This is a genomic window from Brevundimonas huaxiensis (assembly GCF_014218725.1).
In the GTDB taxonomy this organism is placed as follows: Bacteria; Pseudomonadota; Alphaproteobacteria; order Caulobacterales; family Caulobacteraceae; genus Brevundimonas; species Brevundimonas huaxiensis.
In genome coordinates, this window is sequence record NZ_JABBJE010000001.1 from 55,068 (window position 1) to 70,551 (window position 15,484).

Genomic DNA, 15,484 nt, shown 5'->3' on the forward strand with positions numbered 1-15,484 from the left:
TGTGTGCGCCGACGTCTCACCCCTCAACCGGTAAAGTAGCGATGGGTTGCCGCCATTTTTAGAGGCGGATCGTCACACGAAAGCGTGACCGTTGCCCTGGCGCCACTTGCGCCGATCGCCGTCCTATATAGAACTTTGTCAGTTGCTATTCAAGACCGGCCCAGACCGGCCGCTGTTCAGAGTTCGGCGAGGCGAGTTTCGAGATGCTGCATGTCAGACGGCGGCGCGGTCTCGAAGCGAAGCGCCTCGCCCGTGACAGGATGGACAAAGCCCAGCACGGCGGCGTGCAGGGCCTGACGCTCAAGGCCCGCTTCGGCGATGGCGGCGCGAACGGGTATGGCGGGGCTGCCCGAGCCGTAGGTGGCATCGCCGAGGATCGGCGCGCCTTTGGACGACAGGTGGACGCGGATCTGATGGGTGCGGCCGGTGTGCAGGGTGCAGGCGACGCGCGCGGCCATGGGGGCGCCGCCAGCTTTCGCGGGCTGCCCGAAGGTCGCTTGGACGACATAGTCGGTGATGGCCTCGCGACCGCCGGTCTTGAGGACCGCCATCTTCTTGCGGTCGCTGGTGGAGCGGCCGATGCGGGTGTGGATGCGGCCGGTCGCGGGCGATGGCGCGCCGCGCGTCAGGGCGATGTAGGTGCGCTCGATGTCGTGCGCAGCGAACAGGGCGGACAGGCCGGCGTGGGCGCGGTCTGTCTTGGCGGCGACCATGACGCCGGACGTGTCCTTGTCCAGCCGATGAACGATGCCGGGGCGGGCGACGCCGCCGATGCCCGACAGGCTGTCGCCGCAATGGGCCAGCAGCGCATTGACCAAGGTGCCGTCGGGCGTGCCGGGCGCGGGGTGGGCGGCCATGCCCGCGGGCTTGTCGATGACGATCAGGTCGGCGTCCTCGTAGAGGACGATCAAGGGGATGGCCTGGGGCTGAGGCATGGCCGGCGCGACGGGCGGCAGGGCGACGGCATAGAGGCCGGGCTGGGCCTTGGCGGAACCGCCGGTCAGGACCGCGCCATCGCGACTGACAGCGCCCTCGACCAGCAGGGCCTGGAGCCGGGCGCGCGACAGGGTAGGGAAGGCGCCGGCCAGGGCCTTGTCCAGGCGAACGCCGGCCGCGGCGATGCGGGCCTCCAGCACCTCGGCGGGGGCGCCGGTTGCAGGGTCTTCGTCGTCATCGATCAGATCATGGGCGGACACGTCGTCTCCCTAGCACGACCGGCCGCTTGCGCGAGGGGCGCGGGTGAGGTGATAGTCAAGCTTGGGGGCGTAGGGGACATCCGATGAAGCGGTTGATGATCGCCGGGGGCGCGTTCGCCGCAGCGGCGCTGCTGAGCAGCTGCACCACCATGAGCAAGGACGAATGCCTGGCCGGGGCCTGGGGCGAGAAGGGCTATGCGGACGGGGCGTCAGGCTATCCGATGACGCGACTGGACGACCACGCCAAGGCCTGCGCCAAGTTTCAGATCGCACCCAACCCGGCTGCCTATGGCTCGGCGCGTGAAGATGGCTTGCGGACCTACTGCACCTTCCAGCGCGGCTGGGAGGAGGGGCGGGCGGGCAATACCTATTATGGCGTCTGTCGGCCGGAGGAGGAGCAGGCGTTTCTGCCGGCCTATCGTGACGGCCGACTGCTGCATGAGGTCGAGGACGCGTACCAGACGGCGGAAAGCGCGCTGAACAGCGCCGAGGCCCGGATCGAGAACCGCGAAGACAAGCTGGAGGCCAAGGAGCGCGAACTGCGTGGCGAAGGCCTGACGGACGAGGAGCGGGAGCGCATTCGTGACCGCATTCAGGAGGTCAGAGGCGAGATCCGCGATGCGCGTCGCAATGCCCGGGAGGCCCGCGACGCGCTGGATCAGGCGGAATGGGACGTTCGACGGGTACGGCGCGAACTGAGCGGCCGCTACCCGGTCTAAACGACGGTCCTAGGCGGCCTTGACGGCGGCGCCGCGGAAGGACGGATCCAGGTCGCCCGAGGCGTAGCGCTTCGCCATCTGGGCGGTGGAGAGGGGACGAATCTTGGAGGCCTGACCCTCGCAGCCGAACTGCTGGTAGCGCTCCATGCAGAGCTTCTTCATCGCCTCCTTGGCGGGCTTCAGATAGTAGCGCGGATCGAACTCGCCCGGCTTCTCCATCAGGGCCTTACGGATGGCGCCGGTGATGGCCATGCGGTTGTCGGTGTCGATGTTGACCTTGCGCACGCCGTGCTTGATGCCGCGCTGAATTTCCTCGACCGGCACGCCCCAGGTCTGAGGCATTTCGCCGCCGTACTGGTTGATGATGTCCTGCAGGTCCTGCGGCACCGAGGATGAACCGTGCATCACCAGATGGGTGTTGGGCAGGCGGCGGTGGATTTCCTCGATCACGTTCATGGCCAGGACCTCGCCGTCCGGCTGACGCGTGAACTTGTAGGCGCCGTGGCTGGTGCCCATGGCGATGGCGAGGGCGTCGACCTTGGTGGCGGCGACGAAGTCGACGGCCTGATCCGGGTCGGTCAACAGTTGCGAATGGTCCAGCTTGCCTTCGAAGCCGTGGCCGTCCTCGGCCTCGCCCATGCCGGTTTCCAGCGAGCCCAGCACGCCCAGTTCGCCCTCGACCGAGACGCCGCAGGCGTGGGCCATTTCGGTGACGCGACGGGTGACGTCGACGTTGTATTCATAGCTAGCGGGGGTCTTGGCGTCCTCCTCCAGCGAGCCGTCCATCATCACGCTGGTGAAGCCATACTGGATGGCGGTGGCGCAGGTCGCCGGGCCATTGCCGTGATCCTGGTGCATACAGACCGGGATGTGCGGATAGAGTTCGGCCAGGGCGTCGATGAGCTTGGCCAGAACGATGTCGTTGGCGTAGGTCCGGGCGCCGCGCGAGGCCTGGATGATGACGGGGGCGTTGACCTCGTGGGCCGCCTCCATGATCGCCAGACCCTGTTCCATGTTGTTGATGTTGTAGGCGGGCAGGCCGTAGTCATTCTCTGCCGCGTGGTCGAGCAGCTGTCGCAGCGTGATGCGCGCCATGGGGTAGTCTCCTGAGCCGAAAAGTCTTTTTGGTTGGGCGAGAGATTAGACGCCGGACAGCGCGAAGTCACGCCGTGTTACAGCCGTTTCAACGCCGATTTCAAAGACAGGATGCAGGCGTGATCCGCCTGCATCGCTGAGCCTTCAGGCCCGCAGGGCCTCGACGCCGGGCAGGGGTTTGCCCTCCATCCATTCCAGGAAGGCGCCGCCGGCGGTGGACACGAAGGTCAGGTCCGCCGCGACGCCGGCATGACCGACCGCCGCGACCGTGTCGCCGCCGCCCGCCACCGCGATCAAGGCGCCGGCCTTGGTGCGCTCGGCGACGTGCTTGGCGGCCGCGACCGTGGCGGCGTCGAAGGGCGGCACCTCGAACACGCCCAGCGGGCCGTTCCAGATCAGGGTCTTGGAGCCGTCGATGGCGGCGTTCAGGCGCGCGACGGTGTCGGGGCCGGCGTCCAGGATCTTGTCGTGAGCGGACAGGGCCTCGCCGGTCTTGACGGTGCGGGCCTCGGCGCCGGGCTTGACCTCGGTCGCCACCACGACATCGACGGGCAGCAGGATGTCGCAGCCCTTGGTCTCGGCTTCCGCCAGGATTTCGCGCGCCGTGTCCGCCATATCCTTTTCGGCCAGCGAGCCGCCGATATCGACGCCTTGGGCATACAGGAAGGTGTTGGCCATGCCGCCGCCGATAGCCAGCGTGTCCAGCTTGCCGACCAGGTTCTTCAGCAGGTCCAGCTTGGTCGAGACCTTGGAGCCGCCGACGATGCCGACGACCGGCTTCTGCGGATTGCCGAGCGCGGCGTCGAGCGCATCGAGTTCGCGGCGCATGGACTCGCCGGCATAGGCCGGGATGTGGTGGGCGACGCCTTCGGTCGAGGCGTGGGCGCGGTGCGCGGCCGAGAAGGCGTCGTTGACATAGAGATCGCCGAGATCCGCCAGCTTCTGGGCGAAGACCGGATCATTGGCCTCTTCCGCCGCATGGAAGCGCACGTTTTCCAGCAGGACAACGCCGCCCGCATCCAGGTCGCGAATGGCCTCCACGGCGTCAGGGCCGATGCAGTCGTCGGCGAAGCGGACGGGGGCGCCGAGCAGCGCTTCCAGCGGCTGGACGATCGGCTTCAGGCTCATCGACGGAACGCGCTGGCCCTTGGGACGGTCGAAGTGGGCCAGCAGGGCGACCTTGGCGCCGGCATCGCGCAGGCGCTGGATCGTCGGCAGGGCGACCCGCAAACGGGTGTCGTCGGTGACCTTGCCGCCCTCCATCGGGACGTTGAAGTCCACGCGGACCAGCGCGGTCTTGCCGGCGAGATCCTTGGCGTCGTCGAGGGTGCGGAAGGTCATTGGTCGGCTCCAGTTAGGAGTTGATTGCGCTGAAAAGAACTCTCGAAGTTTCGGCATTGGTCGGACCGACATGCAGAGAACTCGACGCCTGAGGTGCCCACATGCGGCTCCCACATCTCATTCGCACGCACGACAGTTGACCCAGACCGACACTCCCAGTGATGAAACAGGTTGGAGTCAGAATAAGCTTTGACGTTCGTCCCTAGGTGACGCCAGCGCCTGAACTCACACTGTCCAAGCGCTGTGCTGGCGGTCTGCAAGCTAACACCAGCTAGGCGAAAATCCGGATCGCGCCCGAAGGGGGCTAACTGTGGGTTCGTTTGGTAGGTCTCAAGCGACATACGAAACAAGCCAGCAGGCGTCAGCAATTGCGTAGTAGATCTAACGAACACAACCAAAGCGATGGCGGCCCCGATCAGTGCGATCCAAGCCCAAAAATTGAGGCGCACCGATTCATCGCGATCTAGAGGAACTTCGCCATCTGCAGCGCGGTGTCGCTCATGCGCGTCGCGAAGCCCCATTCGTTATCGTACCAGCTCAGAACGCGGGCCAGTTTGCCGTCGACAACCTGGGTCTGGGGCAGGGCGGCGGTGGAGGAGGCGGCGATGTGGTTCAGGTCGTGCGAGACCAGCGGGTCGGTCGTGGTGAACAGCACGCCCTTCATCGGGCCGTCGGCGGCGGCCTGAAGCGCCGCGTTGATCTCTTCGACCGTGACTTCGCGACCGGCGACGACCTTCAGATCGACGACCGAGACGTTCGGGGTCGGGACGCGGATCGACGAGCCGTCCAGCTTGCCCTTCAGCTCCGGCAGGACCAGGCCCAGGGCCTTGGCGGCGCCGGTCGAGGTCGGGATCATCGACAGGGCTGCGGCGCGGGCGCGGTACAGGTCCTTGTGCATCGTATCCAGCGTCGGCTGGTCGCCGGTGTAGGAGTGGATGGTGGTCATATAGCCGCGCTCGATGCCGAACAGGTCGTTCAGCACCTTGGCTACCGGGGCCAGGGCGTTGGTGGTGCACGAGCCGTTCGACACGACGATGTCGTCGGCAGTCAGGGTCTCGTGGTTGACCTTGTAGACGATGGTCTTGTCGGCGTTGTCGGCGGGCGCCGAAACCAGGACGCGCTTGGCGCCGGCCTTCAGGTGGGCGCTGGCCTTGTCCTTGGAGGTGAAGATGCCGGTGCATTCGAAGGCGATGTCTACCTTCAACTCGGCGTGCGGCAGATTGGCGGGGTCGCGCTCGGCCGTAACCTTGATCTTGCCCGTGCCGACGTCGATCCAGTCTTCGCCGGAGGTCACCGTGCCGGGGAAGCGGCCGTGGACCGAATCGTAGCGGAACAGATGGGCGTTAGTCTCGACCGGACCCAGATCGTTGATCGCCACCACCTCGATGTCCGTGCGGCCGTGCTCGATGATCGAGCGAAGGACCAGACGGCCAATGCGGCCGAAACCATTGATGGCGACGCGAACGGTCATGGGAAGCTCCTCTGAACGGTAGGGTGTTGTGCGCTACATATACGTTGGCGTCTCAATGGAGCGGTCGCGGACGGGTTTCAACCCCGCGCACGTAACATGATGTGATGGACGGTTACGCTTCGTCGGCTGTCCAAATGTAGCAGCGGCAAGAAACACCCTTGTTTCGATCATTTTGCTTTCGTGACGCAAAATTATTGCGACGGGGGTTGTGCGACTCCGGCGGCTATGGTTTCTTGGCGTCAGAACAGGGAGCCGCCCGTGGCCACGATGACGCGCGACATAACGAAGGGACGCACCGCCAAGGCGGTCGCAGCCGTTCGCGCGCCGGTCGGCCTGGAAAGCCCCGTATTCCTCATTACGCTCGTACTTCTCGGCCTGCTTACGCAAGCGGCGTGGATGCACGCGACCTGACCTTAGACACACTCAGGATCGCCTCGCACCACCCCGCCTCCGAAAGGAAGCGGGGTTTTTAGTGCGCGGCGGTTCGAAACGAACCGGACCGATGACGCAAAATTCTACCTCCCAGCCCAGAAAGCCCAACGCGCGCAGCGCGGCGGTGACGGCTGGCCCGAACCGGGCGGCCGCCCGCTCATATCTGCGCGCCGCCGGCATGCAGGACGCCGACTTCGACAAGCCGATGATCGGCATCGTCAACACCTGGTCGACCGTCACGCCGTGCAACATGCACCTGGATCGGCTGGCCAAGGATGTGCGCGCCGGCATCGTCGCGGCGGGCGGCTATCCGGTCGATTTCAACACCATCGTCGTGACCGACGGCATCTCGATGGGCACGGCGGGGATGAAGGCCTCGCTGATCAGCCGTGAGGTGGTCGCCGACTCCATCGAACTGGCCATCGAAGGCCACCAGCTGGACGGCGTGGTCTGCATCGTCGGCTGCGACAAGACGATCCCGGCGGCGGCCATGGCCTTGGCCCGGATGGATATCCCCGGCCTGGTCTATTATGGCGGCACCATCATGCCCGGCGTGATCGGGACCAAGGAAGTCTCGGTCCAGGAAGTCTTCGAGGCCATCGGAGCCCATTCGGCCGGGGCCCTGGACGACGAAGGTCTGAAGGCGGTCGAACAGGCCGTCTGCCCCGGCGCGGGGGCCTGCGGCGGCCAGTTCACGGCCAACACCATGGCCATGGCCCTGTCGATCATGGGCATCTCGCCCATGGGCGCCAACGACGTTCCCGCCGTCGATCCGAACAAGGCCGCCGAGGGCGAGCGCTGCGGTCGGCTGATCGTCGAGCGCGTCTTTTCCGGCGACACGGCCCGCAAATACATCACTCGCGCCAGTCTGAAGAACGCCGCCGTCGCGGTCTCTGCCTCAGGCGGATCGACGAATGCGGTCATGCACCTGACGGCCATCGCGGCGGAGGCCGGGGTCGAGTTCGGGGTCGAGGACTGCCATCAGGCCTGCGTCGAGGCGCCGGTCATCTGCGACCTGAAGCCGGGCGGCCGCTTCCTGGCCTCGCACCTGTTCGCCGCCGGCGGCACCCGTCTGGTCACCCAGCGGATGGCCGAGGCGGGTAAGATCGTGAACACCCCGACCGTCACCGGCCGCAGCCTGTTCGCCGAGGCCGCCGAGGCCGAGGAGACGCCGGGTCAGGTGGTCGTGACCACCTTCGACGCCCCGGTGATGGATCGCGGCAGCTTCGCCGTCATCTATGGCGACGTCGCCCCGGAAGGCGCGGTCATCAAGCTGACGGGTCACAAGGTCGATACGTTCGAGGGTCCGGCCTGCGTCTTCGACTCAGAGGAAGACGCCTTCCACGCCGTTCAAGACGGATCGGTCGGCGAGGGCGACGTCATCATCATTCGCTACGAAGGACCCAAGGGCGGTCCGGGCATGCGCGAGATGCTGCAGGTCACCGCCGCCCTGAAGGGTCGCAGGATCGACAATGTCGCCCTGCTGACCGACGGCCGGTTCTCGGGCGCCAGCTACGGCTTCGTCGCCGGACACGTCTCGCCGGAAGCCGCCGTCGGCGGCCCGATCGCCCTCATTCGCGATGGTGACCGCATCACCATCGACGTCACCAACCGCCGCATCGACGTCAATGTCGATCTGGCGACGCGCCGGGCGGGCTTTACGCCCCACGTAGTCCGTCCGGCGCGAGGTGTCTTCGCCAAATACCGCGCCTCGGTCGCCTCGGCCGCCCAGGGCGCCGTCACCATCCCCAACCCGCCGCCGGCCCAAGTCCCGGCAAGCCACAAAACCAACGCTGCTCAGGACGCCTGACCCATGGCCATCACCATCTACACCAACGAAGACATCAAGCCGGGCGCCATCGCCGGCCAGCGCATCGCCATCATCGGCTATGGTTCGCAGGGTCGCGCCCACGCCCAGAACCTGAAGGACAGCGGCCATGACGTGGTCGCCGGCGTCCGTCACGGCGGCACGGGCTGGAAGCACGCCACCGCCGACGGCGTCCCAACCGCAGAGCCGGCCGAGGCGGTCAAGGGCGCCGACATCATCGCCATCCTGACCCCCGACATGGTTCAGGGCGACGTCTATCGCGACATCATCGAGCCGAACGCCAAGGAAGGTTCGGCCCTGCTGTTCGCCCACGGCTTCTCGATCATCTACGAGCGCATTACGCCGCGCGCCGACATGGACGTGATACTGGTCGCGCCGAAGGGGCCGGGCGACCTGGTCCGCCGCGAGTTCCAGCGCGGGCGCGGCGTGCCCAGCCTGTTCGCCGTCGAGAAGGACGTCACCGGCAAGGCGCGCGACCGGGCCATGGGTTACGCAAAGGGCAACGGCGGCGCGACCGGCGGCCTGCTGGAAACCACCTTCCGCGAAGAGACCGAGACCGATCTGTTCGGCGAACAGGCCGTCCTGTGCGGCGGCGCCAAGGAGCTGGTCATCCAGGGTTTCAACACCCTGGTCGAAGCCGGCTACCAGCCCGAGATCGCCTATTTCGAATGCCTGCATGAGCTGAAGCTGATCGTGGATCTGTTCTACGAGGGCGGCATCTCCAAGATGCACCACTTCATCTCCGAGACGGCCAAATACGGCGCGGTCGCCAGCGGCCCGCGCGTCGTGACCGAAGAGACCAAGGCCCGCATGAAGACCATTCTGGACGAGATCCAGGACGGCACCTTCGCGCGCAACTGGATCGCCGAGAACGAGGCCGGCAAGCCGCAATACGAGGCCTGGCTGAAGGCGGACCGCGAAAGCCAGATCGAACAGGTCGGCGCGCGTCTGCGCGAACGCATGGCTTGGCTGAACACGCCCAAGGCAGAAGCGGCCTGATCGCCGCCTGAACGACCGGATGACCCTGATGACCGCCGCCGCCTTCAAACCTCAAGCCGAGACCGCACCCCAGTCAGGTGCGCGTCTGCTGGTCTCCACCTTGGAGCGGCTGGGGGTGGAGGTGGTGTTCGGCTATCCGGGCGGCGCCATCATGCCGGTCTATGACGCCCTGGCTGGCTCCAAGCTGAAACACATCCTGGTCCGCCATGAGCAGGGCGCGGCCTTCTCGGCCGACGCCTATGCCAGGAAGAGCGGCAAGGTCGGCGTGTGCATGGCCACCTCCGGCCCTGGCGCCACCAACCTGGTCACCGGCATCGCCAATGCGATGATGGATTCGGTGCCGATCGTCTGCATCACCGGCAATGTCGCCCAAGGCTTGATGGGCACCGACGCCTTTCAGGAGATCGATATCCTGGGCGTCACCCTGCCGATCGTGAAACATTCGATCCTGGTCCGCTCGGCCGCCGAGGTGCCTGCCGCGATCGAGGAAGCCTTCCATATCGCCCGGTCGGGCCGACCCGGCCCGGTTCTGGTCGACCTGCCTAAGGATGTGCAGTTCGAGACGACCGGCGATGACTACGGATTTTCAATCCCCAACGAGACGGCACGCGTCGATTACGACGCCATCGCCGCCGCCGAGGCCGCGATCCGGGCTGCGAAGAAGCCGTTGGTCTATATCGGCGGCGGGGTGAAGATCGGCGGCGCGACCGAGGCCCTGCGCGCCTTCGTCGCCGCGACCGGTATTCCCCAGGTCTCGACCCTAAACGCCTTGGGCACCATCCCGACCGATGCGCCGGGCATGCTGGGCATGCTGGGTATGCACGGCACGCGCGCCGCCAACCATGCGGTGCAGGACAGCGATCTGCTGATCGTCGTCGGCGCCCGCTTCGACGACCGCGCGACAGGCAAACTGGCCGAGTTCGCGCCGAACGCCAGGATCGTCCATTTCGACATCGATGCCTCGGAAGTCGGCAAGCTGCGCAGCGCCAATGTCGCCGTCGTCGGCGAGCTGCGTGAAGGCGTTGAGGCGCTGACGGCGCGGATGCGGTCGGGCGCCGCCTTGGACATCCAGGCCTGGGCCGACGACTGCGCCGATGCGGCCAAAGCGGGCGCTCACCGCTATGACGCGCCGGGCGAGGGGGTTTATGCGCCCGCCCTGCTGAAGGAAATCTCGGAAGCGGCCGGCGATGACTTCGTCGCCGCCTGCGACGTGGGCCAGCATCAGATGTGGGCGGCCATGCACTGCCGCTTCGCCAAGCCGGAAGCCCACATCACCTCGGGCGGCCTGGGCGCGATGGGCTTCGGCCTGCCCGCCGGCATCGGCGCCAAGCTGGCCGATCCTTCGGCGACGGTCGTCACGATCGCCGGCGACGGCGGATTCATGATGAACATTCAGGAGCTGGCGACGCTGAAGCGTTACGGCATCCCGTTGAAGATCGTGCTGATCGACAATTCCTCGCTGGGCCTGGTGCGCCAGTGGCAGGAGCTGTTCTTCGCCGAGAACTATTCCGAGATCGACCTGTCCGACAATCCGGACTTCGTGAAGGTCGCCGAAGCTTTCGGCATCGAGGCCTTCCGCATCGATCGCCGCGATCAGGTGTCGGACGGCATCCAGCGCCTGTTGGCCGCCGACGGACCCTGCTTGGCCCATGTGGTCATCGACCCCCGAGACAATGTCTGGCCGCTGGTTCCGCCGGGCAAGAGCAATGCTGAAATGATGGAGGGCTCCTGAGATGAGCAACACGATCCACATCCAGATCGACCGTGCGGACGGTTCGCTTCAGCGTCTCATTGGCCTGGTGGAGCGCCGCGGCTTCCACATCGACGGCATGGCCTTGGCTGACGAGGGCGCTTTCCGCCGCATCGCCCTGACTGTGCGCGGCCGCGACGCTGGCCGCTGCATGGACAATCTGGGTCGCCAGATCGACAGGCTGTTCGGCGTGCGCCGCATCAGCAACGACATTATTCAATCCGAGGCCGCGTGATGCACCCCGACAAAGTACGAGTATCGGGCGTATCGCGCACCGAGCAGATCGCCGCTGACCCCAACCGCGTCATCGTCTTCGATACGACGATGCGGGACGGGGAACAGGCTCCGGGCTTCTCGATGAGCGCCCAGGCCAAGGTGAAGATGGCCCATGTCCTGCGGGATCTGGGCGTCGATGTCATTGAGGCCGGCTTTGCCGCCGCCTCGCCGGGCGACGAGGACTGCATCCGCCGCGTGGCGGGCGAGGTCGAGGGGCCGGTCTTCTGCTCCCTGTCGCGCGCCAACGAAAAGGACATCGACGCCACCTTCCGCGCGCTGGCGCCGGCCCCGAAATCGCACCGGCGTTGCCACACCTTCATCGGCACCAGTCCGATCCACCGCACCGCCAAGCTGAAGATGTCCACCAATGAGGTGCTATCCACGGCCGTACGGTCGGTGGAATACGCCCGCAGCCTGTTCGACGATGTCGAATTCTCGGCCGAGGACGCCTTCCGCACCGAGCCGGAGTTCCTGGCCGACGTGCTGGAGGCCGCCGCCGACGCCGGCGCCCGCACCCTGAACGTGCCCGACACCGTGGGCTATGCCACCCCGCAAGAGGTGCGCGAGCGGTTCGCCGCCCTGGCCGCGCGCATCAAGAAGCGGCATCCGCACGTGATCTTCTCGGCCCACTGCCACGACGACCTGGGCATGGCGGTCGCCAACTCCCTGGCCGCCGTCGAAGGCGGCGCGCGTCAGATCGAGGGCGCGATCAACGGCATCGGCGAGCGGGCCGGCAACTGCTCCATCGAAGAGGTCGTCATGGCGCTGAAGGTCCGCGAGGATCGCTATGGCGTCACGACCGGCGCCGACAGCCGCCATCTGGTGCGCGCGTCCAAAATCCTGTGCGAGATCACCGAGACAGTCATCGCCCGCAACAAATCGGTAGTGGGCATCAACGCCTTCGCCCATGAGGCGGGAATCCACCAGCACGGGATGCTGGCCGACAGCCGCACCTATGAGATCATGCGTCCCCAGGACGTCGGGTTCGAGGGCAGCTGGTTCGTGCTGGGCAAGCATTCGGGCCGTCACGCCATCGCCAAGCGCGCCGAGACCATCGGCCGTCCCATCGAGGGCGAGCGGCTGGCGGCGGTGGTCGCCGGATTCAAGTCACGCGCGGATCAGATCGGCGAGATCAATGACGCCGAACTGATCGCCATCATTGACCGGGTCGATGGCGTGTCCGAGGTCGTGGCCCAATATGCCTGATCCCAAGACCCTGTTCGACAAGGTGTGGGACGCCCACGTGGTGCGGTCGGAAACGGCCGACACGCCGGGCGTGCTGTATATCGACCTGCATCTGGTCCACGAAGTCACCAGCCCCCAGGCCTTCAGCGAGATCGAGGCGCGCGGGCTGAAGGTGCGCCGTCCCGACCGGACCTACGCGACCCTTGACCATTCCACCCCGACCCTGCCGGCGGGTCTGAACGGGCTGAAGCCCTATGTCACGGCCCAGGCCGAGGCTCAGGTCCATACGCTGGAGCGCAATTGCGCCGCCCACGGCGTGCCGCTGGCGGGATGGGGATCGGACGATCGCGGCGTGGTCCATGTCATGGGACCGGAACTGGGCCTGACCCAGCCGGGCATGACCGTGGTCTGCGGCGACAGCCATACGGCGACCCACGGGGCCTTCGGCGCCCTGGCCTTCGGCATCGGCACGTCCGAGGTCGGCCATGTGCTGGCGACCCAGTGTCTGTTGCAGCGCAAGGCCAAGGCCATGCGGGTGACCGTGACCGGCGAACTGCAGCCGGGCGTGTCGGGCAAGGATGTGGCGCTGGCCGTCATCGCCGCCATCGGCTTTGGCGGCGGCACCGGCTATGTCATCGAATATGCGGGCGAGGCGGTGCGGTCGCTGGACATGGAGGGGCGGATGACCCTGTGCAACATGTCCATCGAGGCCGGCGCGCGGGCGGGCATGATCGCCCCGGACCAGACGACCATCGACTGGCTGCGCGGACGCAAGCACGTCCCCGCCGACTATGAGGCGGCGACGGCCGAATGGCTGAAACTGGCGACGGATGCAGGCGCGGTCTTCGACAAGGAAGTCACCCTCGACGGCGCCGCCATCCGACCCATGGCGACCTGGGGCACAACGCCGGATGCGGGCGCGCCCATCGGTTCGCCTGTGCCGCAACCCCAGTCGGACTCGGACCGCAAGGCCATCGCCTATATGGGCTTTACGGCAGGGGAGGCGACGACCAGCCAGCCGGTGGATGTCGTCTTCATCGGCTCCTGCACCAACGGGCGCCTGCCCGATCTGCGCGCCGCCGCCGAGGTGCTGCGCGGCCGCAAGGTCAAGCCGGGTCTGCGCATGCTGGTGGTGCCGGGGTCCGAGGCCGTGCGTCGCGACGCCGAGGCGGAAGGCCTGGACCAGGTCTTCATCGCCGCCGGGGCCGAATGGCGCATTCCCGGCTGTTCGATGTGCATCGCCATGAATGGCGATTTCGTCGCGCCGGGCCAACTGGCCGTATCCACGTCGAACCGCAATTTCGAGGGGCGTCAAGGCAAGGACGCCCGCACCATCCTGGCCAGCCCGGCGACGGCGGCGGCGACTGCCGTGGCCGGGGTGCTGACCGATCCGCGCGTCTATCTGAAGGAGGCGGCCGCCCTCAAGCAGTCGAGCGCCGCGCGCGAGATGGTAGGAGCGCAAAATGTCTGAACCCTTCCAGGTGCTGACCTCCAAGACCGTGACCCTGAGTCAGGCCAATATCGACACCGACCAGATCATTCCGGCGCGGTTTCTGACCACGACCACGCGCGAAGGGCTGGGCAAGGCCGCCTTCTATGACTGGCGTTACGAAGACGACGGCTCGGAAAAACCCGAGGCCATTCTGAATCGCATCGATCCGGCCGAGCATCGCATCCTGCTGGCGGGCCGGAACTTCGCCTGCGGCTCGTCGCGCGAACATGCCCCTTGGGCGCTGCTGGACTATGGGTTCCGGGCGGTGATTTCGACCGAGATCGCTGACATTTTTACATCGAATGCGCTGAAAAACGGCCTGCTGCCCATCGTCGTCAGTCAGGCGGTTTGGGACGATCTGGCGTCGCAGCCGGACCAGCCGGTCACGATCGACCTCCAGGCCAATCAGATTCAGCGCGGCAATGCCGAACCCGCGCCGTTCGGGGTCGAATCCTTCGCCCGCCAATGCCTGCTGGACGGAGTGGACACCCTGGGATGGCTGCAAGCAAACATGCCTGAAATCGAAGCCTACGAGCGATCGAAAGAGACCGTAAGATGAGCACCGCCGCCACCAAGACCTACAACATCGTCCTGCTGCCCGGCGATGGCGTCGGACCGGAGGTCACACGGGCCGCGCGCGACGTCCTGCGGGTCATCGGCGACTTCTATGGTCACCATTTCGAGTTCGCCGAGCATCTGATCGGCGGCGCGGCCATCGACGAGACGGGCGAGCCCTTGCCCGAGGCCACACGCGCCGCCTGCGTCGCGTCCGACGCCGTGCTGCTGGGCGCCGTCGGCGGGCCGAAATGGGATGGCGGCAAGGCGCGTCCGGAACAGGGGCTGTTAGCGATCCGCAAGGCGATGGGCCTGTTCGCCAATCTGCGGCCGTTGCAGGTGTCGCCGGTGCTGGCGCACCGCTCGCCGCTGAAGAAAGAGATCGTCGAGGGCGTCGATCTGATCGTCTTCCGCGAACTGACCGGCGGCGTCTATTTCGGCGAGAAGACCCGCACCGCCGATCGCGCCACCGACCTGTGCGAATACACCGTGCCGGAGATTGAGCGGGTGACCCGCGCCGCCTTCCAGACCGCCCAACAGCGTCGTGGCAAGGTGACCTCGGTCGACAAGGCCAACGTCATGGAGACCAGCCGCCTGTGGCGCGAGGTCGTGACCCGCATCCATGCCGAGGAGTTCCCCGACATCACGCTGGAGCACGCCCTGGTGGACTCCATGGCCATGCACCTGATCCGCAAGCCGCGCGACTACGATGTCATCCTGACCGAAAACATGTTCGGCGACATCCTGTCGGACGAGATTTCAGTGCTGGGCGGCTCCATCGGCCTGTTGCCGTCGGCGTCGCTGGGCGCGGGCGGGCCGGGCCTGTTCGAACCGATCCACGGTTCGGCGCCGGACATCGCCGGTCAGGATCTGGCCAATCCGGTCGGGACCATCCTGTCGGCGGCCCTGCTGCTGCGCCACAGCCTGAAGCTGGAGGACGAGGCCGATTCTATCGAGGCCGCCGTCGCCGCCGTGCTGGCGGCCGGCGCCGTGACGGCCGATTTGGGCGGCGCGCTGGGCACGCGCGCGGCGACCGAAGCCGTCATCGACGCCATCCGCGCCATCCACTGGGCGGCCGCGCACAGGGTGCAGATGCATTGGGCCTGACGGCTTGAACTGAGGCTGAAAATCCTGCCGCTGAGCTT

14 protein-coding genes are annotated in these 15,484 nt (G+C 66.6%); 10 read left to right on the top strand and 4 right to left on the bottom strand.

The annotated features are described in order from the left end of the window. Window positions 1-176: 176 nt before the first annotated feature. Window positions 177-1,196 (bottom strand): RluA family pseudouridine synthase, encoded by a 1,020-nt coding sequence (locus HF680_RS00305; protein ID WP_185223715.1) that lies wholly within the window; start codon window positions 1,194-1,196, stop codon window positions 177-179. An 83-nt stretch (window positions 1,197-1,279) separates the two neighbouring features. On the opposite strand from HF680_RS00305, the gene HF680_RS00310 reads away from it, so the two are divergent. Then, window positions 1,280-1,915 (top strand): DUF2799 domain-containing protein, encoded by a 636-nt coding sequence (locus HF680_RS00310; RefSeq protein WP_185223716.1) that lies wholly within the window; start codon window positions 1,280-1,282, stop codon window positions 1,913-1,915. Window positions 1,916-1,924: 9 nt separating this feature from the next. Here HF680_RS00310 and fba read toward each other — a convergent pair whose 3' ends face one another. The 3 genes from fba to gap all read right to left on the bottom strand — a co-directional run bounded on the left by fba (window position 1,925) and on the right by gap (window position 5,822). Further along, on the bottom strand, window positions 1,925-3,010 hold the full coding sequence (gene fba / locus HF680_RS00315; protein WP_185223717.1) for a class II fructose-bisphosphate aldolase: 1,086 nt from the start codon (window positions 3,008-3,010) through the stop codon (window positions 1,925-1,927). Window positions 3,011-3,154: 144 nt separating this feature from the next. Further along, entirely contained in the window at window positions 3,155-4,351 is a 1,197-nt protein-coding gene (locus HF680_RS00320; protein WP_185223718.1) for a phosphoglycerate kinase, read from the bottom strand. A 463-nt stretch (window positions 4,352-4,814) separates the two neighbouring features. Continuing rightward, the gene (gene gap / locus HF680_RS00325) at window positions 4,815-5,822 is read right to left on the bottom strand and encodes a type I glyceraldehyde-3-phosphate dehydrogenase (protein WP_045810439.1); all 1,008 of its coding nucleotides are present in this window, start codon (window positions 5,820-5,822) and stop codon (window positions 4,815-4,817) included. 258 nt (window positions 5,823-6,080) lie between these two features. Between gap and HF680_RS00330 the strand changes: the two genes are divergently transcribed. From HF680_RS00330 to leuB, 9 genes are all read left to right on the top strand, one after another. Then, the gene (locus HF680_RS00330) at window positions 6,081-6,233 is read left to right on the top strand and encodes a hypothetical protein (RefSeq protein ID WP_168189895.1); all 153 of its coding nucleotides are present in this window, start codon (window positions 6,081-6,083) and stop codon (window positions 6,231-6,233) included. A 91-nt stretch (window positions 6,234-6,324) separates the two neighbouring features. Then, window positions 6,325-8,064 carry a dihydroxy-acid dehydratase gene (gene ilvD, locus HF680_RS00335; RefSeq protein ID WP_185223719.1) on the top strand — a complete coding sequence of 580 codons (1,740 nt, stop codon included), beginning with the start codon at window positions 6,325-6,327 and terminating at the stop codon, window positions 8,062-8,064. Between the two features lie 3 nt (window positions 8,065-8,067). Beyond that, on the top strand, window positions 8,068-9,081 hold the full coding sequence (ilvC, locus tag HF680_RS00340; protein ID WP_185223720.1) for a ketol-acid reductoisomerase: 1,014 nt from the start codon (window positions 8,068-8,070) through the stop codon (window positions 9,079-9,081). A gap of 19 nt (window positions 9,082-9,100) precedes the next feature. Further along, window positions 9,101-10,813 (top strand): acetolactate synthase 2 catalytic subunit, encoded by a 1,713-nt coding sequence (ilvG, locus tag HF680_RS00345; protein ID WP_185223721.1) that lies wholly within the window; start codon window positions 9,101-9,103, stop codon window positions 10,811-10,813. Window position 10,814: 1 nt separating this feature from the next. Further along, the gene (locus HF680_RS00350) at window positions 10,815-11,066 is read left to right on the top strand and encodes an ACT domain-containing protein (protein WP_039244600.1); all 252 of its coding nucleotides are present in this window, start codon (window positions 10,815-10,817) and stop codon (window positions 11,064-11,066) included. After that, complete coding sequence (locus HF680_RS00355) at window positions 11,066-12,313, top strand: 2-isopropylmalate synthase (protein ID WP_185223722.1); 1,248 nt, start codon at window positions 11,066-11,068, stop codon at window positions 12,311-12,313. The genes HF680_RS00350 and HF680_RS00355 overlap by 1 nt, the downstream gene beginning before the upstream one ends. Continuing rightward, a complete protein-coding gene (gene leuC / locus HF680_RS00360) occupies window positions 12,306-13,763 on the top strand; it encodes a 3-isopropylmalate dehydratase large subunit (RefSeq protein ID WP_185223723.1) in 1,458 nt (485 codons plus the stop codon). Before HF680_RS00355 ends, leuC begins: the two co-directional genes overlap by 8 nt. Further along, a complete protein-coding gene (gene leuD, locus HF680_RS00365; RefSeq protein WP_185223724.1) occupies window positions 13,756-14,343 on the top strand; it encodes a 3-isopropylmalate dehydratase small subunit in 588 nt (195 codons plus the stop codon). The genes leuC and leuD overlap by 8 nt, the downstream gene beginning before the upstream one ends. After that, window positions 14,340-15,446 carry a 3-isopropylmalate dehydrogenase gene (gene leuB, locus HF680_RS00370; RefSeq protein ID WP_039244589.1) on the top strand — a complete coding sequence of 369 codons (1,107 nt, stop codon included), beginning with the start codon at window positions 14,340-14,342 and terminating at the stop codon, window positions 15,444-15,446. Before leuD ends, leuB begins: the two co-directional genes overlap by 4 nt. Window positions 15,447-15,484 lie beyond the last annotated feature (38 nt).

Bases quoted from the DNA above. Each gene is read 5' to 3' on its own strand.
- leuB (WP_039244589.1), top strand. From the start codon at position 14,340: ATGAGCACCGCCGCCACCAAGACCTACAACATCGTCCTGCTGCCCGGC.
- ilvC (WP_185223720.1), top strand. From the start codon at position 8,068: ATGGCCATCACCATCTACACCAACGAAGACATCAAGCCGGGCGCCATC.
- leuC (WP_185223723.1), top strand. From the start codon at position 12,306: ATGCCTGATCCCAAGACCCTGTTCGACAAGGTGTGGGACGCCCACGTG.
- HF680_RS00310 (WP_185223716.1), top strand. From the start codon at position 1,280: ATGAAGCGGTTGATGATCGCCGGGGGCGCGTTCGCCGCAGCGGCGCTG.
- gap (WP_045810439.1), bottom strand. From the start codon at position 5,822: ATGACCGTTCGCGTCGCCATCAATGGTTTCGGCCGCATTGGCCGTCTG.
- leuD (WP_185223724.1), top strand. From the start codon at position 13,756: ATGTCTGAACCCTTCCAGGTGCTGACCTCCAAGACCGTGACCCTGAGT.
- HF680_RS00355 (WP_185223722.1), top strand. From the start codon at position 11,066: ATGCACCCCGACAAAGTACGAGTATCGGGCGTATCGCGCACCGAGCAG.
- HF680_RS00350 (WP_039244600.1), top strand. From the start codon at position 10,815: ATGAGCAACACGATCCACATCCAGATCGACCGTGCGGACGGTTCGCTT.
- HF680_RS00320 (WP_185223718.1), bottom strand. From the start codon at position 4,351: ATGACCTTCCGCACCCTCGACGACGCCAAGGATCTCGCCGGCAAGACC.
- ilvG (WP_185223721.1), top strand. From the start codon at position 9,101: ATGACCCTGATGACCGCCGCCGCCTTCAAACCTCAAGCCGAGACCGCA.
- ilvD (WP_185223719.1), top strand. From the start codon at position 6,325: ATGACGCAAAATTCTACCTCCCAGCCCAGAAAGCCCAACGCGCGCAGC.
- fba (WP_185223717.1), bottom strand. From the start codon at position 3,010: ATGGCGCGCATCACGCTGCGACAGCTGCTCGACCACGCGGCAGAGAAT.